Annotated in this window: 24 protein-coding genes, 5 tRNA genes and 1 riboswitch; of the genes, 25 read left to right on the plus strand and 4 right to left on the minus strand. The window is 67.7% G+C overall.

From position 1 onward, the window contains the following. Nucleotides 1-187: 187 nt before the first annotated feature. The 3 genes from ACR4XJ_RS09490 (at nt 188) to rlmN (ending at nt 3,503) form a co-directional block, all read left to right on the plus strand. Nucleotides 188-712, plus strand: coding sequence for a MarR family winged helix-turn-helix transcriptional regulator (locus tag ACR4XJ_RS09490; protein WP_434754995.1), 525 nt, complete (start codon nt 188-190; stop codon nt 710-712). After that, complete coding sequence (locus tag ACR4XJ_RS09495; RefSeq protein WP_434754996.1) at nt 709-2,208, plus strand: MFS transporter; 1,500 nt, start codon at nt 709-711, stop codon at nt 2,206-2,208. Before ACR4XJ_RS09490 ends, ACR4XJ_RS09495 begins: the two co-directional genes overlap by 4 nt. Nucleotides 2,209-2,408: 200 nt before the next feature. Beyond that, entirely contained in the window at nt 2,409-3,503 is a 1,095-nt protein-coding gene (gene rlmN / locus ACR4XJ_RS09500) for a 23S rRNA (adenine(2503)-C(2))-methyltransferase RlmN (RefSeq protein WP_434754997.1), read from the plus strand. Nucleotides 3,504-3,576: 73 nt separating this feature from the next. On the opposite strand, the gene ACR4XJ_RS09505 is transcribed toward rlmN, so the two are convergent. Beyond that, nucleotides 3,577-4,278, minus strand: a complete 702-nt coding sequence (locus ACR4XJ_RS09505; RefSeq protein WP_434754998.1) for a hypothetical protein — start codon at nt 4,276-4,278, stop codon at nt 3,577-3,579. A gap of 147 nt (nt 4,279-4,425) precedes the next feature. Next, complete coding sequence (locus ACR4XJ_RS09510; protein WP_434754999.1) at nt 4,426-5,724, minus strand: iron-containing alcohol dehydrogenase; 1,299 nt, start codon at nt 5,722-5,724, stop codon at nt 4,426-4,428. A 571-nt stretch (nt 5,725-6,295) separates the two neighbouring features. Here ACR4XJ_RS09510 and ACR4XJ_RS09515 point away from each other — a divergent pair. Together ACR4XJ_RS09515 and ACR4XJ_RS09520 are read left to right on the plus strand one after the other, a co-directional pair. Continuing rightward, the gene (locus ACR4XJ_RS09515) at nt 6,296-7,138 is read left to right on the plus strand and encodes a cobalt transporter (protein ID WP_434755000.1); all 843 of its coding nucleotides are present in this window, start codon (nt 6,296-6,298) and stop codon (nt 7,136-7,138) included. Nucleotides 7,139-7,310: 172 nt separating this feature from the next. Continuing rightward, nucleotides 7,311-7,727, plus strand: a complete 417-nt coding sequence (locus tag ACR4XJ_RS09520; RefSeq protein WP_434755001.1) for a MarR family winged helix-turn-helix transcriptional regulator — start codon at nt 7,311-7,313, stop codon at nt 7,725-7,727. Between the two features lie 69 nt (nt 7,728-7,796). Here ACR4XJ_RS09520 and ACR4XJ_RS09525 read toward each other — a convergent pair whose 3' ends face one another. After that, nucleotides 7,797-8,384 (minus strand): TMEM165/GDT1 family protein, encoded by a 588-nt coding sequence (locus ACR4XJ_RS09525; protein ID WP_434755002.1) that lies wholly within the window; start codon nt 8,382-8,384, stop codon nt 7,797-7,799. Nucleotides 8,385-8,403: 19 nt separating this feature from the next. After that, nucleotides 8,404-8,580, minus strand: a riboswitch (yybP-ykoY riboswitch). Nucleotides 8,581-8,914: 334 nt separating this feature from the next. Here ACR4XJ_RS09525 and ACR4XJ_RS09530 point away from each other — a divergent pair. After that, nucleotides 8,915-9,478: a GAF domain-containing protein gene (locus tag ACR4XJ_RS09530; RefSeq protein WP_333505228.1), complete on the plus strand. Its 564-nt coding sequence runs from the start codon at nt 8,915-8,917 to the stop codon at nt 9,476-9,478. Between the two features lie 11 nt (nt 9,479-9,489). Continuing rightward, nucleotides 9,490-10,506 (plus strand): type I glyceraldehyde-3-phosphate dehydrogenase, encoded by a 1,017-nt coding sequence (gene gap / locus ACR4XJ_RS09535; RefSeq protein WP_434755003.1) that lies wholly within the window; start codon nt 9,490-9,492, stop codon nt 10,504-10,506. Between the two features lie 110 nt (nt 10,507-10,616). Here the strand turns inward: gap and ACR4XJ_RS09540 are convergent, their stop codons facing one another. Continuing rightward, the gene (locus ACR4XJ_RS09540) at nt 10,617-11,516 is read right to left on the minus strand and encodes a TlyA family RNA methyltransferase (protein WP_434755004.1); all 900 of its coding nucleotides are present in this window, start codon (nt 11,514-11,516) and stop codon (nt 10,617-10,619) included. Nucleotides 11,517-11,830: 314 nt separating this feature from the next. On the opposite strand from ACR4XJ_RS09540, the gene rpmE reads away from it, so the two are divergent. From rpmE to rplL, 18 genes are all read left to right on the plus strand, one after another. Beyond that, nucleotides 11,831-12,046, plus strand: coding sequence for a 50S ribosomal protein L31 (gene rpmE / locus ACR4XJ_RS09545; RefSeq protein WP_434755005.1), 216 nt, complete (start codon nt 11,831-11,833; stop codon nt 12,044-12,046). A gap of 259 nt (nt 12,047-12,305) precedes the next feature. Further along, a complete protein-coding gene (locus ACR4XJ_RS09550) occupies nt 12,306-13,238 on the plus strand; it encodes a DUF1385 domain-containing protein (RefSeq protein WP_333505248.1) in 933 nt (310 codons plus the stop codon). Between the two features lie 3 nt (nt 13,239-13,241). Beyond that, the gene (gene prfA, locus ACR4XJ_RS09555; protein ID WP_434755006.1) at nt 13,242-14,315 is read left to right on the plus strand and encodes a peptide chain release factor 1; all 1,074 of its coding nucleotides are present in this window, start codon (nt 13,242-13,244) and stop codon (nt 14,313-14,315) included. Nucleotides 14,316-14,445: 130 nt separating this feature from the next. Then, nucleotides 14,446-15,510, plus strand: a complete 1,065-nt coding sequence (gene prmC / locus ACR4XJ_RS09560; protein ID WP_434755007.1) for a peptide chain release factor N(5)-glutamine methyltransferase — start codon at nt 14,446-14,448, stop codon at nt 15,508-15,510. 208 nt (nt 15,511-15,718) lie between these two features. Continuing rightward, the gene (lpxC, locus tag ACR4XJ_RS09565; protein WP_434755008.1) at nt 15,719-16,669 is read left to right on the plus strand and encodes a UDP-3-O-acyl-N-acetylglucosamine deacetylase; all 951 of its coding nucleotides are present in this window, start codon (nt 15,719-15,721) and stop codon (nt 16,667-16,669) included. Nucleotides 16,670-17,010: 341 nt separating this feature from the next. Beyond that, nucleotides 17,011-17,086: transfer RNA gene (locus ACR4XJ_RS09570), tRNA-Thr, on the plus strand. Between the two features lie 4 nt (nt 17,087-17,090). Then, nucleotides 17,091-17,176: transfer RNA gene (locus ACR4XJ_RS09575), tRNA-Tyr, on the plus strand. An 85-nt stretch (nt 17,177-17,261) separates the two neighbouring features. Then, nucleotides 17,262-17,338, plus strand: a tRNA-Gly gene (locus ACR4XJ_RS09580). A 33-nt stretch (nt 17,339-17,371) separates the two neighbouring features. Then, nucleotides 17,372-17,447: transfer RNA gene (locus tag ACR4XJ_RS09585), tRNA-Thr, on the plus strand. Nucleotides 17,448-17,500: 53 nt separating this feature from the next. Beyond that, nucleotides 17,501-18,694, plus strand: coding sequence for an elongation factor Tu (gene tuf / locus ACR4XJ_RS09590; RefSeq protein ID WP_333505222.1), 1,194 nt, complete (start codon nt 17,501-17,503; stop codon nt 18,692-18,694). Nucleotides 18,695-18,697: 3 nt separating this feature from the next. After that, complete coding sequence (gene rpmG / locus ACR4XJ_RS09595) at nt 18,698-18,847, plus strand: 50S ribosomal protein L33 (protein ID WP_007523971.1); 150 nt, start codon at nt 18,698-18,700, stop codon at nt 18,845-18,847. Nucleotides 18,848-18,861: 14 nt separating this feature from the next. Beyond that, nucleotides 18,862-18,938, plus strand: a tRNA-Trp gene (locus ACR4XJ_RS09600). 154 nt (nt 18,939-19,092) lie between these two features. Next, entirely contained in the window at nt 19,093-19,344 is a 252-nt protein-coding gene (gene secE, locus ACR4XJ_RS09605; RefSeq protein WP_012612579.1) for a preprotein translocase subunit SecE, read from the plus strand. Nucleotides 19,345-19,355: 11 nt separating this feature from the next. Further along, nucleotides 19,356-19,910 carry a transcription termination/antitermination protein NusG gene (gene nusG, locus ACR4XJ_RS09610; RefSeq protein WP_434755009.1) on the plus strand — a complete coding sequence of 185 codons (555 nt, stop codon included), beginning with the start codon at nt 19,356-19,358 and terminating at the stop codon, nt 19,908-19,910. 64 nt (nt 19,911-19,974) lie between these two features. Beyond that, nucleotides 19,975-20,397, plus strand: coding sequence for a 50S ribosomal protein L11 (gene rplK / locus ACR4XJ_RS09615; RefSeq protein WP_434755010.1), 423 nt, complete (start codon nt 19,975-19,977; stop codon nt 20,395-20,397). Between the two features lie 141 nt (nt 20,398-20,538). After that, complete coding sequence (rplA, locus tag ACR4XJ_RS09620) at nt 20,539-21,246, plus strand: 50S ribosomal protein L1 (RefSeq protein ID WP_333505219.1); 708 nt, start codon at nt 20,539-20,541, stop codon at nt 21,244-21,246. 185 nt (nt 21,247-21,431) lie between these two features. Then, a complete protein-coding gene (gene rplJ / locus ACR4XJ_RS09625) occupies nt 21,432-21,953 on the plus strand; it encodes a 50S ribosomal protein L10 (protein WP_012612582.1) in 522 nt (173 codons plus the stop codon). A gap of 56 nt (nt 21,954-22,009) precedes the next feature. Continuing rightward, the gene (gene rplL, locus ACR4XJ_RS09630; RefSeq protein ID WP_012612583.1) at nt 22,010-22,393 is read left to right on the plus strand and encodes a 50S ribosomal protein L7/L12; all 384 of its coding nucleotides are present in this window, start codon (nt 22,010-22,012) and stop codon (nt 22,391-22,393) included. Nucleotides 22,394-23,011: the final 618 nt, after the last annotated feature.

Raw genomic sequence — 23,011 nt, forward strand, 5'->3', positions numbered from 1 at the left:
GGCAGCGTAGCGCACCGCCACGGCATAGCGCCGCAAGGCCGCCGCGTCCACTGCCGCGCGCGCGGGTGGCGCTGCCATATTCCGGCCCGCGTGACAGCGCAGGACATCCCCCGCCTTGACACCCGGCCGCCGCACGCCTATCTGTTGCCCCTTCAACAGTTGCAATGGCAACAATGGGGCATTTCGCATGGAACAAAGACTCACGTCCTTCGCCTATCGCGTGGGGCAGTTGCGCCGCCTGGTGCTGCTGCTGGCCATCGAGCGCATCGCCCCGCTGGGGCCGGTGGGCAAGGGACAGATACCCTTCCTGGCCGAACTCTTTCAGGGCGGCGACGGCGTGTCGCAGGAAGATCTGGCCGAAAAGCTGCACTTCGACAAGGGCGCGGCCGCCCGTTCGCTGGCCAAGCTGGAAGCCGCGGGTCTGGTGACCCGCGCCGTGAACCCGCGCAACCGCCGCCAGATGGTCATCACCCTGACCCCGGACGCCGAAAAGCTGCGCGAGCCCTTCCTGGCCGCCCTGCGCGAACTGACCGAAATCATGGTGCGCGGCTTTTCCGGCGGCGAGCGCGAGCAGGCCCTGGGCTTTCTGGACCGCATGATCGGCAACGTGCTGGCCGAACTGGGCCGCCCGGACAAATCCGGCAGGCCAGACAAATCCGGCAGGCCAGACAGATCAGACAGGTCAGGCCGGACCTGCCGGGAGGCGGAATGAGCCCCGCCTCCTTTCCTTTTCGCGCTCCGGGCCACGGCGACGCGCCCCGCCCCGCTCCCGCGCCCGTGTCGCGCGGCGCGGTGCTGTTCGTGGTCAGCACGTCCATGATCCTCATGCCGCTGATGATGTCCGCCGTGGGCGTCTCGCTGCCCGCCATCGGGCGCGACCTCGCGGCCACGGCCATGCAGGTGGGCCTTGTGGAGACCACCTACGTCATGGCCCTGTCGGTGTTCCTGCTGATCATGGGCCGCCTTGGCGACATCTTCGGGCGGCGCAGGCTGTTCCTGGCGGGCCTTGTGCTGTTCACGGCCATCACCGCCGTGCTCTCGCTGTCGCAGTCCATCCGCATGGTCATCGGCCTGCGCTTTTTGCAGGGCATGGGCGCGGCCATGATCGTGGCCAACAGCTTCGCCATCATGCTCGAAGTGTTCCCGCGCGAGGAGCGCGGCCGGACCATCGGCATCGTTTCCGCGGCGGCCTATGCGGGCATCTCGTGCGGGCCGCTCATCGGGGGATTCCTGACCACCCATTTCGGATGGCGCTGGGTGTTCCTGATGGTGCTGCCCTTCGGCCTTTCCGCCCTGCTGCTGGTGTTCACCCGGCTGCGCGGCGAATGGCGCTCGGCCAGGGGCGAACCCTTCGACCTGCGCGGCAGCCTGGTCTACGGCGGCGCCATCGTGCTGCTCACCCTGGGTTCGTCGCACCTGGACGAGGGCGCGTGGGCCTGGGGCACGCTGGCCGCCGGGCTGGTCTGCGGCGGGCTGTTCCTGTGGCTGGAATCGCACACCCGCTTTCCGCTGCTGGAGGTCACCCTGCTGTCGCGCAACCGGCTGTTCACCCTCAGTTGCCTGTCCGCGCTCGTCAACTACGCCTCCACCTTCGGGGTGCTGTTCTTTCTCGGGCTGTACCTGCAATACGTGCGCGGGCTTACCCCCAGCGACGCGGGCCTGCTGATGATCATCCAGCCGGTGATCCAGATGGTGCTTTCGCCCATCGGGGGGCGGCTGGCCGACCGCTTTCCGGCCGAACGGGTGGCCACTGTGGGCATGGTGCTGTGCGCCGTGGGCCTTGGCGTGGCCGCGTTCATCGGACAGGACACCTCCACCGCGCTGACGGTGACGGTGCTGGTGCTGCTGGGCGTGGGCTACGGCCTGTTCGCCTCGCCCAACGCCAGCGCCATCGTGGGCAGCGTGGAGCCGCGCCAGTTGGGCGTGGCGTCCGGCATGACCAGCACCATGCGCACCCTGGGCATGATGGCGTCCATGATCGTGGTGACCATCGTGTTTTCCGTGTTCATGGGCGGGCAGCCGGTGTCGGCGGCCACCCTGCCGGGCTTCCTGTCCGCCATGCGCACGGCGCTGTGGACCTTCTGCGCGCTGTGCGCGGCGGGGGTGCTGCTGTCATTGGGACGGGTGTGGAGCAAGGGGCAGGAACAGGTGATGCTCACCGGCACCCCGTGTGACGGCACCCCTGCCGGAACCGACGCCGACCGCTGACGCCCGCCGGGCGGAAGGCGCGACATGCGGAACGGGCGGAACGGGCGGGGGCTTCCCCTCGCGGCCGTTCCGCTGTATTGCCTGCGGGCCGCGCACCTGCATCCCGCGCACTGGACGAACCCGCCGCGCGGGCTTACCCATACCCGGATGCAACCAGCCACGGCCCGGCCATCCGGCCCAACCCTTGCCCCCCATAGCCCATGATCGACATACTGAACCTGACCTGCGACGAACTGGAAGCGTGGATGACCGGCGAACTCGGCGAGCCGCGCTTCCGCGCCCGTCAGGTGTGGCAGTGGCTGTGGCAGAAGAACGCCCGGTCCTTCGACGCCATGACCAACGTTTCCAAGGCCACCCGCGCCCGCCTGGCCGAGGTGGCCCGCATCGCCTGGCCGGAAATCCGCACCGTGAAGACCAGTTCCGACGGCACGGTGAAGTTCCTGCTGGCCCTGGCCGACGGCGCGCTGGTGGAGACGGTGCTGATTCCCAGCGAATCGCGCGAGGGCAAGGTGCGCATGACCCAGTGCCTGTCCTGCCAGGTGGGCTGCGCCATGGGCTGCACCTTCTGCAGCACGGGCAGCATGGGCTTCGAGCGCAACATGACCATGGCCGAGATTCTCGGGCAGGTGCTGGTGGCGCGCGAATACCTGGGCGACGACCGGCCGGACCACCCCATCGTGCGCAACCTGGTGTTCATGGGCATGGGCGAACCGCTGCTGAACCTCACCGAGGTCATGCGCTCCCTGCGCACCCTCAACGACGAATTCGGGCTGTGCTTCTCGCCCCGGCGCATCACCGTGTCCACCTGCGGCATCGAGAAGGGCCTGCGCGAGCTTGGCGAAAGCGGCCTGGCCTTCCTGGCCGTGTCGCTGCACGCGCCCAACCAGGAACTGCGCGGCCGCATCATGCCCCGCGCGGCGCGCTGGAGCCTCGACGACCTCATCGCCGCGCTGGAATCGTACCCGCTGAAAACGCGCGAGCGCATCACCTTCGAATACCTGCTGCTGGGCGGGGTGAACGATTCCATCGAGCACGCCCGCGAACTGGTGCGCCTTGTCTCGCGCACCAAGGCCAAGCTGAACCTCATCGTGTACAACCCGGCCGAGGGCATGCCCTACGAGGCCCCCAGCGAAGCGCGCATCCTGGCCTTCGAGCAGTACCTGTGGTCCAAGAACGTCACGGCCATCATCCGCAAGAGCAAGGGGCAGGACATCAAGGCCGCCTGCGGCCAGTTGAAGGCCTCCGAGCTGGCGGAACTGGCCGAAGGGACCGAAGGGGTGGCCGGGGACGAGTGACGCCCAGCCCGGCCCGGCGCGGAAAGGCAGGCCGGGCCGGAAGACAGGCAGAAAATCAGGGAGCCGGGCGAGGTCAGCGCGCCACGTCGCCCCCGGCGCGCTCCTCCACCGTTTCCAGCAGGCGGGCCAGCAGGCCGCGCTGGCGGTCGTCCTGCCGCACGAAGCCGCCGCCCACGAGCAGGCTGTCCCCTTCGCGCCGCACCGATTCCACGCGCAGGGCGAACAGGGTCCAGCCCCGGCCGTCGGCCATGGGCATGGCCAGTTCGCACAGGGCGGCATCCGCTCCCTCCAGCCACTGGCGCAGGGCATCGCCCTGGCCGGAAAGCTGGACGCCGTACGGCGACAGCCGGTGCACCCGCACCGGCGCGGGCGTCACCTGTCTGCCCAGCGGGCGCAGGTGGGCCGGGTGCGACACCGCCACGCCCGCGTCGGGATGCTGGGCCTCGCACACGCAGGGGGCCATCATCTCCGCGCCGGGCGGCAACCCCCGGCTGAACCGGGCCTCGTCGGCGTCGTTCCACGCCTCCACGGCCAGCGGCGCGGAAAGCGCCCCCGGTCCGGTGCGGCCGCAGCGGCGGCAGCCCACCAGATGCAGCACCCCGTCGTGCAGCAGCCAGACATCGCGGCTGCCGCAGGTGCAGCAACGGGCCTTGGGCATACCGTCGGGGCCTGCCGGGTTACCGGCGCGGGTGGCGGGTCCGTCGCGCCGCCGGTCGTCCTGGCGGCGATCACCTGTCCGTCGCTCCGCTGCGTCATCCACCGTTGCGGCGGGCATCCCCCCCGTCGTCCGTTCCGTGCCCATGCAGACCTCCACCTGCCGGTGTTCCGGCGGCGCGCACACCCCCTCGCGCCGTTACCGCCCGCATCCGCACCCTGTTTCCGCACCATCCCCCACGCGGCATGCCCGGCATGTCCGGCTGTCTTACAGGGACGCGCGGAACACCCGTTCCACCCGTTCCGCCGCCAGTTGCAGCGGACGTGGATACTCCCTGGCCAGCCGCACCAGACGCGGCACATCGCCCTCGGTGACGCCCCAGTGGGACAGCCCGGAGGGCGCGCCCCAGTGCCGGAACAGCGCGCCCAGCAGCAGCGCGCAACGTTCCGGCGCGTCCCGGCCGCCGGCGGGCGGGGACGACGGGTTGCCGTCCTCGCCGGGTTCGGCCAGGGCCTCGGCCACCGTGGTTTCCAGCGCCGCCGCCAGCCTGCGCATGGCCGGGGCCTTGTCCACCGCCACCTCTTCCATCCAGCGCGGGTAGATCACGGCCAGGGCCAGACCGTGCGGCACGTGCGGATGCAGGCCGCTGACGGCGTGCTCCAGCGCGTGCGCTTCCCACGACCCGGCCCCCAGGCCAACCCCGGTCAGGCCGGACAGGCCCACGCCCGACGCCCAGGCCAGCGCCCCGCGCGCCACGGTGTCGTGCGCGTCGGCGCGCAGGCGCGTGGCGGCGCGTACGATGGTGCGCAGCAAGGCCTCGTTCTGGGCCAGCACCGCCTCTTCCGCGAAGAAGGGAAATTCCGCGTGCTTCCGCCCGGCGACAGGCGCCGCGGGCGTGCCCGTCACCGAGAATTCCAGCACGTGGCTCATGGCGTCGGCCGCGCCGTTCACGGTCAGGTGCCAGGGCAGCCCCTGCTGGAAGGTCACGTCCACGAAGGTGGCCACCGGCGGCGGGCAGCGCATGCCCCACTTGTGGCCCGATGCGCCACGGGTGATCACCGCGTTGCCGTTCATTTCCGAACCGGTGCCCGACAGGATGGACACCGCGAACACCGGCAGCGAGCGGGTGACCGGCTTGCGCTCCGCAAAGGGACTCCACGGGTCGCGCCCCTCGGCCAGCAGGGGCGCCAGGGCAGCGGCGGCCTTGGTGGCGTCGATGACGCTGCCGCCGCCGATGGCGATCAAACCCGTGCCGCCAGCGACTGCGTCCCCGCCGCCTTGCGGACCGGTTGCGCCTTCCGGGACGGCGCCCGCCGCCGCGGCGATGCGCAGCACGGTGCCCAGGTCCGGGTTGGCGGCAACGCCCCACACTTCGCTGCGCCGCACGCCCGCCGCGTCCAGGGACGCCACGGCCTGGTCGTATGCGCCCACGCGGCGCGCCGCCTCGCCGCCGCCCACCAGCACCACGTGGTCCAGGCCCGCCGCGCGCACCCGCGCGCCGAGCCCGGCCAGAACACCGGGGCCGAAACGGACCTCCACCGGATTGTGATAGACGAAATCCTTCATGGCTGTTCCTTGTGGCGCCGTGGCACCGGTCCGCCGCCTGCCGCCGCACCCTTCGCTACGCGCGGCGGAAGGGCCGCCTGCGGGGCTGCCGGGCAACAGGTGACGTACCGTGTGCATAGCGCATGAATTTGTCGGAATGGCGTCGGGCGTGAAGCACCGTGGTTTTCCGCGCCCGGCGGGCATGGTTGGCGAAACGTTTCCGGGGGACGCTTCCGCGTCGCGCGGGGTCAGGCCGAAATCGGGCCGAAACTGGGCCAAAACTGGGCCACCCCGGCCTTGGTGTTGGGATACCCCGGACGGAAGACGCGGTCGAGCCCTTCATGGGACAGCCGCCCCCCCGCGCAGGTGCAGGCGCTTGACGGTAAGTTTCCCGTTTGCGGAACTGCGGGGACCCGGCTACCATAGGCTCGGCCTTTCCCGACTGATCTGACCGGCCCGGACTACTCCGGCCGGCCCCGCGTGAAGGGTCCGGCGGAGCCGTGCACGACCGGGACAGCCCTTTGCCGAGCCGCTCCGGGCATGTTCGAAAAAATCAAGAAAAACTTTAACTCGCGCCATTCGTTATATCTTCATGTCGAACCGTGCTTCCCTTCCCGCGTCCCCCCTGACGGGCGTTCCGCAGGGGTCCGCATGTCCCGGCGTCCCCCCCGGCGGCCCGCCGGACCCGCGCCTGCACCTGCTGCTGGCCGGGTGCTACGGCGTGCTGGTATGGCGCCTGCCCCCCCTGGGGCTGGCCGTGGTGGCGGCCGGGCTGGCCGGGCTGTTCGCCACGCCGCCGCTGCGCCACAGGCTGCGGCCGGGCATGCTGCGCGGCCATGCGTGGTTCGTGCTGGTGTGGGTGGCGCTGCGCTTCGCACTGGCCTGTCTGGGGCCGATGGGAGACACTTCCGCCGTGGATGGAGGGGCAGGCGGCGTCTTCGGCGTCCTGCGGTTTGCATGGCCCGACGGCCCGCTGCTGGCGCATGCCGCGCGCGAATCCGCGCTGCTGGGGCTGCGCCTGGCCCTGCTCATCGGCATCGGCCTGGCTCTGGCGCTGGCCGCGTCGCCCCGCGCGCTGGGGCTGGCCCTGGTATGGCTGCTGCGCCCGGTGCTGGGCGCGCGGGCGTGGCAGCCCGCGCTGGGCGTGGCCCTGATGGTCCACTTCCTGCCCATGGCCCAGGGCACCTTCGCGCAGGTGTCCCGCGCGGGGGACCTGCGCGGCCCGCTGCCCCTGCGGCGGCGCGCCGTGCTGCTGCCCGCCGCCGTGCTGCGCATCCTGGGGCAGCGCACCTGGACCCAGACCGTGGCCGTGGCCGCGCGCGGGCTGGACCGTCCCGAGGCATGGCGGCCGGACTTTCCCTTCCGCCCCGCCCGATGGGCCATGGCCCTGCTGCTGGCGGGGCTGGGGGTGGGCATGACCTTTCTGCCGGGGTGACGCCGGGCTGGGCATGCGCCGCCGCGCCCTTGCCGCCGCACCCGGCGCTGGCTATAACTCCACTGCCGGACCGGCATCGAAACCATGCCGCCCGGCGCCACGACGAAAACGGGGTGCGTCGCCGCACCCCCTTGCGCCCTTCCGGCGTCCACCCTCCGCACGCAGGCCCGCCATGTCCGACACCGGCAAGCTCACCCACGCCATCGTGGAATTCTACGAAAAACTCTCCTCATGGGAGCACGACGTGGTGCGCGAGCAGGGGCTTACCCTGCCCCAGACGCACACCCTGGAAATCCTGGGCATCCACGGCGCGTTGCCCATGAAGGAACTGGCCGCCCGCATGGGGGTGACCACCGGCACGCTCACCGTGCTGGTGGACCGACTGGAGGACAAGCAGCTTGTGGTGCGCCGCCCGCACGAGCACGACCGGCGGTCCATCCTCGTGGCCCTGACCGAGCACGGCCGGAAGCAGTACGAGGAACACGACCGCCTGCACCGCCGCCTGACCGACGACCTGACCGCCGACCTGACCCCCGAGCAGAAGGCCGCCCTGCTGCATTGCCTGGAGACCATGAACGGCTCGTTCTAGGCGCGGCACTCCGGACGGGCCGCCATCCAAAAACAACGGTGAACGGCAGGCCGCACCCGGCAGGGACGGCTACAACCCTCCCAGCCCCAGCCCCATCTCCACCTTGAGCAGGATCAGCGCGCCGAACACCGCGAACAGCGCGGCGGCCACGAAGCGCATCCTGTCCAGCGGAAACATCTGGCTCAGGCGTTCGCCCAGCAGCACGGCGGGCGTGTTGGCGGCCATCATCCCCAGGGTGGTGCCCATGGTCACGGCCCCCAGATCCGCGTAGCGCGCGCCCAGCGCCACGGTGGCCAGTTGGGTCTTGTCGCCCATCTCGGCCAGGAAGAACAGCACCACGGTGGACAGGAAGGCGCTTTCCCGCGTCTTGCACTCGCCTTCCGATTCCAGCTTGTCGGGGATCAGCGCCCACACGGCGAACGCCAGAAAGGCCAGGCCCAGCCCCCAGCGCAGCATGTCCTCGCCGATGTTGGCGGACACCCATCCGCCCACGTAGGCGGCGCAGAAGTGGTTGGCCACCGTGGCCACGAAGATGCCCCAGATGATGGGCCATTGGCGGCCACAGAAGCGCGTGGCCAGGACGAACGACAACAACTGGGTCTTGTCGCCCATTTCAGCGATGGCTACCATTCCGAAGGCGGCGATGAACGCTTCCACGCGGGATATCCTGGGGGCCGGCGGCGGTGCATACCCATGACCCCATCCGCCAGCGCCGGCCCGGCTCTGGTGGTGGAGTCAAAGGTCTCGCCAGGCTGATGCCGCCCACGCCATGGCTCGCGGCGCGATGCGCGGGCCAAGTATGTTGACGTGGGCTCCTCCGTTGCGGAGGCGGCTACTCCCCAATGACGCGCGCACCCTACCCCGCTTCGCCGCCGATGGCAACCCGCACCCCACGGCTATGGCCGCTTGTGCCTTTTCTCCCGAGCGGGTATAGCATGACAGAAACCGGGATTTCCGGCGGCCGTCCCGCGCCGCCCCCCGGTCCGGCATGTCCGTCAGGCGGCGGCATGCAACCCCAGGGGCCGCATGCGAAAACGCCATGCGGCCAACAAACGTGGCCCGAATTCACGCGGCAAGGACCAAGGCGTCGCACACCCCAGACGGCCGGGGCAACAGTGCTCCCGCGCCCCTGCGTCATGTCCCGACCGCCGCACGTCCACCGCAACCCCAACCCCGGAGGCATCGCCATGGGCGAACGCGAACACACCTATTACCGTACCCTCTACGACCTGGTCCGCGTCATCAACTCCAGCCTTGAACCGACCACCGTGCTCGACACCATCGCCAAGCAGGTGGCCGGCGCGCTGAACGCCAGGGCCTGCACCCTGCGGCTCATCGACCGGCAGGGCACGACCCTGCTGGCCAGCGCCGCGTGGGGCCTGAGCAAGGGCTACCTGCGCAAGGGACCCATCGAGATCGCCAAGAGCGGCCTTGACCGCGAAGTGCTGGCGGGCAACGTGGTGCACATCCAGGACGTGGCCACCGACCCGCGCTTCCAGTACCCCGAGGCCGCCCGCGCCGAAGGGCTGGTGTCCATCCTGGTCCTGCCCCTGCTGGTGGACGGCAAGGCCATCGGCTCACTGCGCGTCTACTCCGACACGCGGCGCGACTTCACGCCCGAAGAGGTGGAATTCGCCGGGGCCATCGCCAACCTCAGCGCCATCGCCATCGAGAACGCGCGCATGCACCAGGCGCTGAAAACCGACTACGAACTGCTCACCGCGTACAACAACACCATCCACGAACTGTAGGAGAACCCCCGATGACCAAACTCCGCATTGCCATCAACGGGTTCGGGCGGATAGGCCGTCAGGTGTTCAAGGCCATCCTGGACCGCTACCCCGACACCATGGAAGTGGTGGCCGTCAACGACCTGTACGACGTGGCCACCAACGTGCACCTGTTGCAGTTCGACACCTGCTACGGCCGCCTGAAGGTGGACGCCGAAGTGCGCGACGGCACCATCCACGTGGGCGACTGGACCGTGCGCAACTATGCCGAGCGCGACCCCAAGGTGCTGCCCTGGCGCGACCTTGGCGTGGACATCGTCATCGAGTCCACGGGCATCTTCCGCACCGGGCCGCAGTGCAGGGCGCACATCGACGCCGGAGCCAAGAAGGTGATCATCACCGCGCCCGCCAAGGAAGAAGACCTGACCATCGTGCTCGGGGTCAACGACGCGGACTACGACCCGGAAAAACACCACGTCGTCTCCAACGCCTCGTGCACCACCAACTGCCTGGCCCCGGTCACCCTGGCGCTGCACAGGGCCTTCGGCATCGTCAAGGGCGTGCTGACCACGGTGCACTCGTACACCAACGACCAGCGCATCCTGGACCTGCCCCACAAGGACCTGCGCCGCGCCCGCGCCGCCGCGCAGAACATCATCCCCACCTCCACCGGGGCGGCCAAGGCCGTGGCCAAGGTCATCCCCGAACTGAAGGGCAAGTTCGACGGCATCAGCCTGCGCGTGCCCACGCCCACGGTGTCCATCGTGGACTTCGTGGCCGAGCTTGAAAAGCCCACCACCACCGAAGAATTGCGCGCCACCCTGAAGGCCGCCGCCGAAGGGCCGCTGAAAGGCATCATGGCCTACTGCGAAAAGCCGCTGGTGTCGTCCGACTTCATCGCCGACCCGCATTCCAGCATCGTGGACGCCGAATTCACCACCGTGATGAACGGCGACATGGCCAAGGTGCTGGCGTGGTACGACAACGAGTGGGGCTATTCCTGCCGCGTGGCGGACCTTGCCGCGCTGATGGCGAAGAAGGGGTTGTAGCCGCGCGCCGTCTTTTCGCCCGAACAAAAACCCCCTCGGCGCAACGCACCGAGGGGGTTTTCCCGTTTCCGCCTTCCGGGAACGGACATCCACCAAGGCTCGCAGGCCGCCTACCGCCGCCGGAACGCCGCCAGATATTCCTGGTTGCCCTTGGGGCCGGTGATGGCGGAGGGCACCACGCCCTCCAGGTCCAGTCCCAGCGCGTCGCGGCAGTACGCCACCACCTTGTCCACGGCGGCCTGCCGCAGGGCCGGGTCGCGCACCACGCCCTTCTCGGTCTGCCCCGGCCCCACCTCGAACTGCGGCTTCACCAGCGCCACCACCCGCCCGCCCGGCTTCAGCCATTGCAGGCACGGCGCCAGCACCAGCGTCAACGAGATGAACGAGACATCCGCCACCACCAGGTCCACCGGCTCCGGAATCAGATCCGGCGGCGCGGTGCGCAGGTTGGTGTGCTCGTGCGACACCACGCGCGCATCGGCCCGCAGCCGTTCGTGCAACTGGTTGTGCCCCACGTCCACGGCGTACACCCGCGCCGCCCCGTGCTGGAGCAGACAATCCGTGAAGCCCCCCGTGGACGCCCCGGCGTCCAGACAGATGAATCCGGTCACGTCCAGCCCGAAATACTCGATGGCGGTGAGCAGCTTGTACGCCCCGCGCGACACGAAGCGCTCGCGGCCGTACAGTTCGAACCGCGTGGCGACCGGGTACTTGTGGCCCGGCTTGTCCACTCGCACGGGGCGCACGGCCCGCTCCGGCGCAACCGTCCCCCCCGCGCCGCCGGCGTCCTCGTCTCCGCCGCCCTCCGGCAGCACCACCACCTGCCCGGCCATGATCAGCCGCTTGGCCTGCTCGCGGCTTTCGGCCAGCCCGGCCTCGAACACCAGTTGGTCGGCGCGTTCCTTCTTCGGGGCGCGCGCGGGGCGGGGGCGCGGGGCCGCCGCGCCTTCGCCGGAGGAATCCGGCGGCGCGGCAGCCACATCCTTTCGAACATCGGTGGTGCGGGACATGAAAAACTCGTCGTGACGCGACGCGGGCCGCGCGGGAAAGGATTCCGGAATAATGGGGACAATGGACCGCCGGGCGGAGAAGCGCCCGCAGGGCCGACCCCGCCAGCCGACGCCAAGCCCCGCCTTGACAGGGACACGCCCCCGGCATACCTGTTGCCTGCGCCTGCCCGCCCTGCCCCGACGCACGGGGCGCGGCGATGGGCAGACTACACGAGGCCCGGACGGCCCGCAACGCCGTTGCATCGGGGGCCTTGCCAAAACGGGAAGATGGGCGTATCAACGTGCGTTCCGATTTTCCCCACGAGGAGTCCAAGATGAAGGAAAACATCCATCCCAACGTGTACAAGGCCAAGATGACCTGCGCTTGCGGCTACGAAGCCGAAGCCCTCTCCACCAAGGGCGAGGTCGTGCACGTGGAAATCTGCTCGCAGTGCCATCCGTTCTACACCGGCAAGCAGCGCTTCGTTGACACCGCCGGCCGCATCGACCGCTTCCGCAAGAAGTACGCCAAGTTCGGCGAAGGCAAGTAGTCTGCCTGCCTCGGGCGGTGCGCACGCGCGCGCCGACGTCGATTTTTCCTCCCCGGAGGGGTTCGCCCTCCGGGGAGAAATCTTCATTGCCATCAGCCGCAAGGGGTTCAGCATGGGCGCAATGGGCAGGACACGGGCCACCGGCGTGACCGGCGCGCTCCGCGCGGCGTTTTCGCATTGGGGCCGCGCCTGCCGGGCGCTGCCCGCCGCGCTTTCCCTCGCGGCCGACGCGCCCTGCACCATCGGCGGCCAGGCCGTCATGGAAGGCGTGATGATGCGCAACGGCGAGCGCCTTGCCCTTGCGGTGCGCCTGCCCGACGGCGAAATCCTGGCCGAAAGCCGCCCGTGGTACACCCTGTCGTCCGCGGATTGGCTGAAGCGCCCCTTCGTGCGCGGCTTTCCCACCCTGGTCGAAACCCTGGTCAACGGCATCAAGGCCCTGAACCGCTCGGCCGAGCACGCCGCCCAGGGCGAAACCGGCGAAGAACTGAAGTCGTGGCACCTGGCCCTGACCCTTGCGGTGTCGGTGGCCCTGGCCCTTGGCCTGTTCGTGGTGCTGCCGCACATGTTCTCGCTGGGCATGAAGTGGCTGGGCCTTGGCGGCGACGTGGAAGGACTGTCGTTCCACGCCTGGGACGGCCTGTTCAAGTTCGCCATCTTCATCGGGTACATCCTGGCCATTTCGTTCCTGCCGGACATCCGCCGGGTGTTCCAGTACCACGGGGCGGAACACAAGGTGATCCGCGCCTTCGAGGCGCGCGGCGACGTGACGCCCGAAACCGCCGCCATTCACAGCCGCCTGCACCCGCGCTGCGGCACCACCTTTCTGCTGTTCGTGCTGTCCATCTCCATCATCCTGCACGCGGTGCTGGTGCCCCTGCTGCTGCTGATCTGGACGCCGGACGGCGCGGTGACCAAGCACGCCGGAACGGTGCTGTTCAAATTCCTGCTGATGGTGCCCATCAGCGCGCTTGCCTACGAGGCCATCCGCTACGCCGCCCGCCTCGGCGACGGCCTGCTGGGCGCGGCGCTGCGCGCCCCCGGCATGCTGCTGCAGATGCTGACCACCCATGAACCCGACCGAGACCAGCTCGAGGTCGCCATAGTGGCCCTGCGCGAGGCCCTGGGAGACGCCGCCCCCGCAACGGTGCGCGCGCCCGCCTACCGCCATCAGGCCCCCGCCACGGAGTGACGGATGTTCGCCAAGCTCGAAAACCTGGAACGCCGCTTCGAAGACCTGGAGCAGCAGCTTGCCTCGTCCGAGGTCTTCAACGACCAGGACCGCTACCGCAAGCTCACCAAGGCCCACGCAGACCTCAAGGAAGTGGTGGACGTGTTCCGCCGCTACAAGGAACTGCGCCAGAACCTTGCCGACAACAGGGAACTGCTGGACGACGCAGATCCGGAAATCCGGTCCATGGCGCACGAAGAAGCCAAAGCCCTCGAGACGGCCATTCCCGAAATCGAGCAGGAACTGCAACTGCTGCTGTTGCCCAGGGACCCGCTGGACGAAAAGAACACCATCGTGGAAATCCGCGCGGGCACCGGCGGCGAGGAAGCGGCCCTGTTCGCGGCGGACCTGTTCCGCATGTATTCCCGCTACGCCGAAATGCGCGGCTGGAAGGTGGAAATCCTCAGCGCCAACGAATCGGACACCGGCGGCTACAAGGAAATCATCGCCCTCATCGCCGGGGATAAGGTGTACAGCCGCCTGAAGTTCGAATCGGGCACCCACCGCGTGCAGCGCGTGCCCGCCACCGAATCGCAGGGCCGCATCCACACCTCAGCCGCCACCGTGGCCATCCTGCCCGAGGCCGAGGAGGTGGACGTGGAAATCCGCCCCGACGACATCCGCATCGACGTGTTCCGCGCCTCGGGCGCGGGCGGCCAGCACGTCAACAAGACCGAATCCGCCGTGCGCATCACCCACATTCCCTCCGGCATCGTGGTCTCGTGCCAGGACGAGAAGTCGCAACACAAGAACAAGGCCAAGGCCATGAAGGTGCTGGCCTCGCGCCTGTTGCAGGCCGAGCAGGACCGCCAGCACAACGAGGTGGCCGCCGACCGCCGCTCGCAGGTGGGTTCCGGCGACCGCTCGGAACGCATCCGCACCTACAATTTCCCGCAGGGCCGGGTGACCGACCACCGCATCAACCTCACCCTGTACTCGCTGGACCGGGTCATGGAAGGCGAGGCGCAGACCCTGTTCGATGCCCTGTCCACCCATGCCCAGACCGAGGCGTTGAAGGCCCAGGCCGACGTGCACTAGGCACGAAGAAAAGAACCGAACAAAGACGGCCCGTCGCGCAAGCGGCGGGCCGTTTTCCGGTCCCGTGTGCGTTGAACCGGACGCACCCGCCACTTGCGGCGCGCCCCCGGCTGCGCTACTGCTCCGCCCCATGAGCGACCATCGCACCCCGCCGTTTCCCGACACCTTCGGGGCAGAGACGCCCTGCGCGCCGGACACCGCACCCGCCCTCGCGGCGCTGGGCACGGCCGCGCCGCACGGCCTGCGCGAGGTGGTGCGCGCCGCCGCCGCATACCTCGCGGCCAGCCCGTCGCCCTCGGTGCGCGACGACGCGCCGCGCCTGACGGCGGAACTGTTCGCGGCGCGGGCGCTGGGGCTGTCCCGGCAGGACCTGCTGCTGCGCCTGGCCATGCACCCGGCCGCGCCGGTGCCGGAGGACGCGCTGGCCCGCGCCGCCACGCTGCTGGCCCGCCGCGCCGCCGGGGAGCCCACGGCGCACGTCCTGGGCGAGCGGGAATTCCACGGCCGCGACTTCCTGGTCACCCCGGCCACGCTGATCCCCCGGCCGGAAACGGAACTTCTGGTGGAAACCGCCCTGTCGCTGGCCCCGCGCGGGGCGCGCTTCGCCGACTGCGGCACCGGCACCGGGTGCATCGCCGTGACCCTGTGCGCCGAGCGGATGGATATCCACGGAATTGCCTGCGACATCTCGCCTGCGGCGCTGGCCGTGGCCGCCCGCAACATGATCGCGCACCTCGGCGGCGGCAAGCCGGACGCGGCGCGCCGGGCGGCCTTTCTCCGCTGCCAGCCGGTGCTGGCCGACTTCACCCGCCCCCTGTTCCGCGACGGGGCGCTGGACCTGCTGGTCTCCAACCCGCCCTACGTCAGCGAGTCCGAACACGCGGGCCTGGCCCCGGAGGTGCGCGACCGCGAGCCGCGCGCCGCCCTGGTGCCCTGCGCGGGCGGGGGGCTGGATGATGCCGCCACGGCGCAAGGGCGGGCGGACGGCCTGGGCCATGCACGGGTGCTGGTGGCCGAGGCGGGCCGGGTGCTGCGGCCCGGCGGGCTGTTCCTGATGGAGTTCGGCAGCGCGCAGGGACAGGCCGTGGCCGCCCTGTTCGCGCCGCATGCGCCGCTGTGGGCCGGGGTGGACATCCGGAAGGACCTGGCCGGTCTCGACCGCTTCGTGGTGGCCCGGCGCGAACGGCACGCGTGACGGGGGGTGCCTGGCGCGGCGGCGCGTAACGCCAACGCCACCCGAATGTGTGGTTTTCGCACCACGGCGACAGGTGCGCAAAAGCCACACAAGTGCGTGAAACACACACCCGCGCGTGTCTCGCAACGCAGACAACACCTGCAATTCCAGTGCATTGCAAAAGTCTAGATTTTGGCACGGTTCATGCTCTATCGGCAGCGGAGGGGTTATGAACCAGACCACCATCAAGAAATCCATCGAATGTTCCGGCGTCGGCCTGCACGGCGGCAAGATGGTCCACCTGACCATGCGTCCCGCCCCCGAAGACACCGGCATTGTGTTCGATATCCATACCGCCCAGGGCGTGCGCCGCGTGGCGCCCAATCCCCAGGCCGTGGTCGCCACCGGCCTTGCTACCACCCTCGGCGTGTCCGGCAACGGCCAGGACGCCTCGGTGGCCACCGTGGAGCACCTGCTTGCCGCCATCCGCGGCCTCGAGATCGACAACATGATCATCGAGGTGCAGGGCGGTGAAGTGCCCATCATGGACGGCAGCGCCGCCTCCTTCGTCATGCTGCTGCGCAACGCGGGCATCCGCGCCCAGTCGCGCGCCCGCCGCGTGCTGCGCATCGCCAAGCCCATCAGCCACGAGAGCGACGGCAAGTCCATCCGCGCCCTGCCCTACGACGGCTTTCGCGTGGACTACACCATCGACTTCGCCCACCCGCTCATCGGCGTGCAGCACATGAGTCTGGAAGTGACGCCCCGCACCTTCGCCGAAGTGGCCAAGGCGCGCACCTTCGGCTTCCTGCGCGAGGTGGAGTACATGCACAGCAAGGGCCTGGCCCTTGGCGGCTCGCTGGACAACGCCGTGGTGCTCGACGACTACGCCGTGCTCAACGACGACGGCCTGCGCTTCCCCGACGAGTTCGTGCGCCACAAGATCCTGGACTTCATCGGCGACATGGCCATGCTGGGCACTCCCCTTCAGGGGCACTTCATCGTGCACTGCTCCGGCCATGCCCTGAACAACGCCTTCCTGCGCGTGCTGACCGAAAACGCGGACATCTACCTGCAGGAAGTGACGCTGGACGAACCCGCCGCCGAAAAGGCCGCCCGCCGTCCCGCCGTGGCCCCCGCCCGTGCTGCGGTCCATGCCGGGCAGCCCGCCACGGTCTAGCCGACTCCCCCCTTTCGCCATTCCGGGCCGCCTTCGGGCGGCCCTTTTTCGTTGCGCGGAATATTCCGGACCGGGACGTGCGCTGTCTTCCGGTGGTGCGTTGCCGCCTTCACGCGCGCCCCTGCGAGAGCGGGCGCACCTTATTATAATGAATGGGCGGCGGGGCGGGGCGCCCGACACGCCTCCACGCCCCTGCGCCCTCGCGGCGGCGCCCCACAAATTTGCCCCCGCAAAGCCGCGCCGGACGCCAATCCGTCACGCAACGCGCAAAAAAACGCGCATTCCCCCGCTTTTCCCCCTTGCCTTTTCCCAAGGGAGCGGGTAGAAGCGCTTTCTCGTTGGCTGGCGTAGCTCAACTGGCAGAGCAGCTGATTTGTAATCAGCCGGTTGCGGGTTCGAGTCCCATCGCCAGCTCCACAGTGGAGGGGTTCCCGAGTGGCCAAAGGGAACAGACTGTAAATCTGTCGTCGTAAGACTTCGGTGGTTCAAATCCACCCCCCTCCACCACTTGACAAGCTATCTTGGCTGTAGGAGACAGGAAGGCCTGTCGGAGAACTACGGCTTCCTGGAAGTACGGCAGCATGCTGGACGTGCGGGAATAGCTCAAGTGGCTAGAGCATCAGCCTTCCAAGCTGAGGGTTGCGAGTTCGAGTCTCGTTTCCCGCTCCATCCTAGCCCGGGTTCTCCTCAAGCAAGCAATCGGCCCACATAGCTCAGGCGGTAGAGCACTTCCTTGGTAAGGAAGAGGTCATGAGTTCAAGTCTCATTGTGGGCTCCATTTCCGTGCCTAACGATTAACGCAAGAAGAAAACCACGCCAGGGAGAACACCTATGGGTAAGGAAAAATTTGAACGCAAGAAGCCGCATGTCAACATCGGCACCATCGGCCACATCGACCACGGCAAGACCACTCTGACCGCCGCCATCACCAAGGTGGCCGGTCTGCGCGGCAACGGCAAGTTCGTGGCGTTCGACGAAATCGACAAGGCTCCCGAAGAAAAGGAACGTGGCATCACCATCGCCACCGCCCACGTCGAATACGAAACCGCCACCCGCCACTACGCCCACGTGGACTGCCCCGGCCACGCCGACTACATCAAGAACATGATCACCGGCGCCGCCCAGATGGACGGCGGTATCCTGGTGGTCGCCGCCACCGACGGCCCCATGCCCCAGACCCGTGAGCACATCCTGCTCGCCCGTCAGGTCGGCGTGCCCTACCTGGTGGTGTTCCTGAACAAGTGCGACATGGTTGACGACGAAGAGCTGCTCGAACTCGTGGAACTCGAAGTCCGCGAACTGCTCTCGCTCTACGGCTTCCCGGGCGACGACATCCCGGTGATCCGCGGTTCGGCCCTGAAGGCCCTTGAAACCGACGATCCCAACTCCCCCGAAGCCGCTCCGGTCGTGGCCCTGCTCGACGCCTGCGACAGCTACATCCCCGAGCCGCAGCGCGACATCGACAAGCCCTTCCTGATGCCCATCGAAGACGTGTTCTCCATCTCCGGCCGCGGCACCGTGGTGACCGGTCGTGTGGAACGCGGCATCATCAAGGTCGGCGAAGAAGTGGAAATCGTCGGCATCAAGGACACCGTCAAGTCGACCTGCACCGGCGTCGAAATGTTCCGCAAGCTGCTCGACCAGGGCCAGGCCGGCGACAACATCGGCGCCCTGCTGCGCGGCATCAAGCGTGAAGACGTGGAACGCGGCCAGGTTCTTGCCGCGCCCAAGTCCATCAAGCCGCACCGCAAGTTCAAGGCCGAAGTGTACGTCCTGTCCAAGGAAGAAGGCGGCCGCCACACCCCGTTCTTCTCGGGCTACCGTCCGCAGTTCTACTTCCGCACCACGGACATCACCGGCATCATCGCGCTGGCTGACGGCGTCGAAATGGTCATGCCCGGCGACAACTCCACCTTCACCGTGGAACTGATCGCTCCCATCGCCATGGAGCAGGGCCTGCGCTTCGCCATCCGCGAAGGCGGCCGCACCGTCGGCGCGGGCGTGGTCTCCGAAATCCTGGAGTAAACGATGCGCGTCAATCTCCTGCTCGCCTGCACCGAGTGCAAGCGGCGCAATTACGCGACCGTCAAGAACAAGAAGAATACTACCGGCCGCATCGAACTGAAGAAGTATTGTCCCTGGGACAAGAAGCACACGGTTCACCGCGAAACCAAGTAGTATCCTCATAGTGCAGGGCAGTAGCTCTAACGGCTAGAGCGCCGGTCTCCAAAACCGGATGTTGGGGGTTCGAATCCCTCCTGCCCTGCCACTCCTTTCCCAGCGGGACAGCGCACGGCAACGTGCCAAGGCGCCCCACGGCACCTTTCCGCCCGGCCCGGCGAACCCACGGTTCGCCCGCCGGGCGGGCCGGTCCCCCCCGAACGATGGCAAGTCGACCAGTCGAAATGGCTCCAGAGGCGACCATGGCGAAAAAGCAGCAGAACGCGCCCGAGGCGACCCCCGCCGATTCCGGCAACGGCATCGGCGACAAGATCACCCAGCTCAGGGATTACTTCGAGGAAGCCAAGGGCGAACTGCGCAAGGTCACCTGGCCCACGCGCAAGGAAACCACGGCAACGGGCATCGCCGTGCTCGTTCTCGTTTTCGTCATGTCCCTGTTCCTCGGTGTCGTGGACCTTGGGCTGACCAAGCTCGTCGAATACATCCTCTCGTGACGGACACCGAAATGACCGAATCGATCCCCACGGCCGGCAAGGCCCGCTGGTTCATCGTCCACACCTATTCGGGCTTCGAGCAGCGTGTCGAGCAGACCATACGCGAGATGATCCGTACCGGTCAGGCGCAGGGACTCATCGAAGAGGTCGTGGTGCCCACCGAGAAGGTCATCGAGCTCGTCAAGGGCGAGAAGCGGACCTCCACGCGGAAGTTCTACCCCGGGTACGTCATGGTCAAGATGACCATGACCGATTTCTCGTGGCACCTCGTCCAGTCCATTCCCAAGGTTACCGGTTTCGTCGGCGGCAAGAACCGTCCGACTCCCATGCGTGACAGCGAAGCCGAACGCATCCTGACCATGATGGAATCGCGGCAGGAGCAGCCCCGGCCGAAGTTCAACTTCGAGCGCGGGGACGAGGTTCGCGTCATAGACGGGCCTTTCGGCGGCTTCAATGGCGTCGTCGAGGACGTCAACTACGACAAGGGCAAACTCAGGGTGTCGGTCTCCATCTTCGGCAGGCAGACCCCGGTCGAGCTGGACTTCGTCCAGGTTTCCAAGGGCTAGCCCCCTTTCGATGATCTTGCGCGGTAACCATCGCGGCCCGCGCCGCCCATAGAGGGACAGAACAATGGCTAAGAAAGAAGTTGCCAAGATCAAGCTGCAGATTCCGGCCGGGGCGGCCAACCCTTCCCCGCCGGTTGGTCCCGCGCTCGGCCAGCACGGGCTCAACATCATGGAATTCTGCAAGACTTTCAACGCGAAGACCATGGAGCAGAAGGGCATGATCACCCCCGTGGTGATCACCGTCTACTCCGACCGTTCCTTCACGTTCATCACCAAGACCCCCCCTGCTTCCGTGCTGCTGCTGAAGGCCGCCAAGCTCGAAAAGGGCTCTGGCGAACCGAACCGGAACAAGGTCGGCTCGGTGAACATGGCGCAGGTTGAAGAGATCGCGAAGCTGAAGCTGCCCGACCTCACCGCCAAGGATCTCGATGCGGCCACCCGCTCCATTCTGGGCACCGCCCGGAGCATGGGCATCGAAATCAAGTAGCGTTTCGGATCAGTTGCACTGCCGTCCGCCGACACGGTCGGCCTTCCCGGCCAAGCCGGGGCGCATCCCCTGCACACAGTGGGGTGCGTGACCAAGGCGGCAGGAGATTGCGAACGTCAGCAAAAGGAAAAGGTGGGTACAATGCCCAAGCACGGCAAGAAATATCGCTCGGCGACGGAAGGACGCGACATCGCCGAACGTTTCGCTCTCGAAGACGCGGTGGCCAAGTCCCTCGCGGCTTCGTTCGCCAAGTTCGACGAAACCGTCGACGTGGCCATCTGCCTCGGCGTCGATCCCAAGTACTCGGACCAGATGGTGCGCGGCGCCGTCACCCTGCCCCATGGCCTCGGCAAGACCGTGCGCGTGGCGGTGTTCTGCAAGGGCGACAAGGAAGCCGAAGCCAAGGCCGCCGGCGCAGACTTTGCCGGCGCCGAAGAACTGGTCGCCAAGATCAAGGAAGGCTGGCTGGACTTCGACAAGGCCATCGCCACCCCCGACGTCATGGCCCTGGTCGGCCAGATCGGCCGCGTGCTCGGCCCCCGCGGCCTGATGCCCAACGCCAAGACCGGCACCGTCACCTTCGACGTGGCCACCGCAGTGAAGGAAACCAAGGCCGGCCGCGTGGAATTCAAGGTCGACAAGGCGGGCGTGCTGCATGCCCCGCTCGGCAAGGTGTCCTTCGGTTCCGAAAAGATCCTGGGCAACCTGAAGTCGCTGCTTGAAACCGTGAACCGCCTGAAGCCCGCCACGGCCAAGGGCACCTACATGAAGGCCATGGCGGTCTCCACCACCATGGGCCCCGGTTTCAAGGTCGACCCGACCACCATCAAGAAGTTCCTCGAAGGCTAACCCCCTTCGTTGATATTTGGCCCGGTTGCTGCGCAGCCGGGCCTTTACCGGCAACAGGCCCGGAAATACGAGTCGAAGAAAGCAGGCGGCGGGGGTTCTCCACCCTTGCGTTAAGTCCTGCCGAGACCACAGTGTCTTTGGCTCGGCATTTCCACCCAGACACACCCGAACCTGAGGAGAGTCACGTGAACAGGTCCGAGAAAGCAGCCATCATCGAGCAGCTCAAGGCTCGTGCTGAAGGCGCTTCCATCGCGGTCGTGACCGACTTCAAGGGTATGTCGGTGGAAGAGCTGACCCGTCTCAGAGTGAAGCTTCGTGAAAACGGCGCGGAATACCACGTCGTGAAGAACACCCTGGCACGGATCGCCTTTACCGACGGAGCGCATGACGTCATCAAAGACGTGTTCAAAGAGAACTGCGCCGTCGCCCTTGGGTTCGCTGATCCCGTCGCTGTGGCAAAGGCGGTTACCGACTTTGCCAAGACGAGCAAGATCTTCACGGTGCGCCACGGCAGCCTTGAAGGCAAGTTCCTTTCCGGGGAACAGGTCTCTGACCTCGCCAAGCTGCCCAGCAAGCCCGAACTGATCGCGCGCGCTCTTGGCACGATGAACGCCGTGCCCACCAACTTCGTTTCGCTGTTCGCCAACATCATCCGTGGCCTTCTCTACGCCCTGAAGGGCATTGAAGAGAAGAAGGCCGCGGCCTAGGCAACACCGGAATCGAACCCAACCCTTACGCCAAAGACACCCGAAAGGAGCAAATCATGTCCAGCATCACCAAGGAACAGGTCGTCGAATTCATCGCCAACATGACCGTCCTCGAACTTTCCGAGTTCATCAAGGAACTTGAAGAAAAGTTCGGCGTGTCCGCCGCCGCTCCGGCCATGGCCATGGTTGCCGCCGGCCCCGCTGAAGCCGCCCCGGCCGAAGAAGAAAAGACCGAATTCGACGTCATCCTGAAGGCCGCTGGCGCCAACAAGATCGGCGTCATCAAGGTGGTCCGCGCCCTGACCGGCCTTGGCCTGAAGGAAGCCAAGGACAAGGTCGACGGCGCTCCCTCCACCCTGAAGGAAGCCGTTTCCAAGGAAGAAGCCGAAGAAGCCAAGAAGCAGCTGGTGGAAGCCGGCGCCGAAGTCGAAGTCAAGTAGACTCGATTCGCTGCGCCGCACAGGCGATCGGAACAGCGCGGGCGAGTTCATCGCCCGCGCTTCTTCTGCTTTATCGCCTTGTCCGGCATCCTCGGCATTTCGGGTGGCGGCCATGCGCCGGACATATGCCGACAGGCGCGGCACATGCGGGCGGCACGGCGTCGCGGGACGGAAAGGGACGAGAGGGGACGGGGCGGCATGCCGCCGCGCCGGACGGGAAGCAGTCGTGTGGCAAGCCGCACAGGCTTGCAAAATTTTTCCGAAACGACTATTGTTGCAATTTGGTCGAACTCACTTCGCACCAACCCAGCTCCTGACCCGGGCGGTACGTTGTACGCTGCACCCCTCTTTCCCACCCCCCGAACCGACAGCCTTTCCGGTGGGCGCGTCGCTCTTGTCGCGCGTCCGCTTAGCCTCGTCCGCGGCACGGCGTTGAAGGGACACCCCCTTCACGCGGCCGCCTTTCGTTGTCGCTTCGCCCCGGCAGCCATGCGCCATGCGCCCGCTGCCCCCGAAACGCGGGACGCCGGCCACGCCGCCCGTCCCGCCGCCCAGCGTGCCGTGCACGCGTCCGCTCCATCCGACCCGCACGGGTCGTTCGGCCTCTCGCGCTGAGAG

This window comes from Nitratidesulfovibrio sp. D1 (genome assembly GCF_051133415.1).
Classification (GTDB): domain Bacteria; phylum Desulfobacterota; class Desulfovibrionia; order Desulfovibrionales; family Desulfovibrionaceae; genus Cupidesulfovibrio.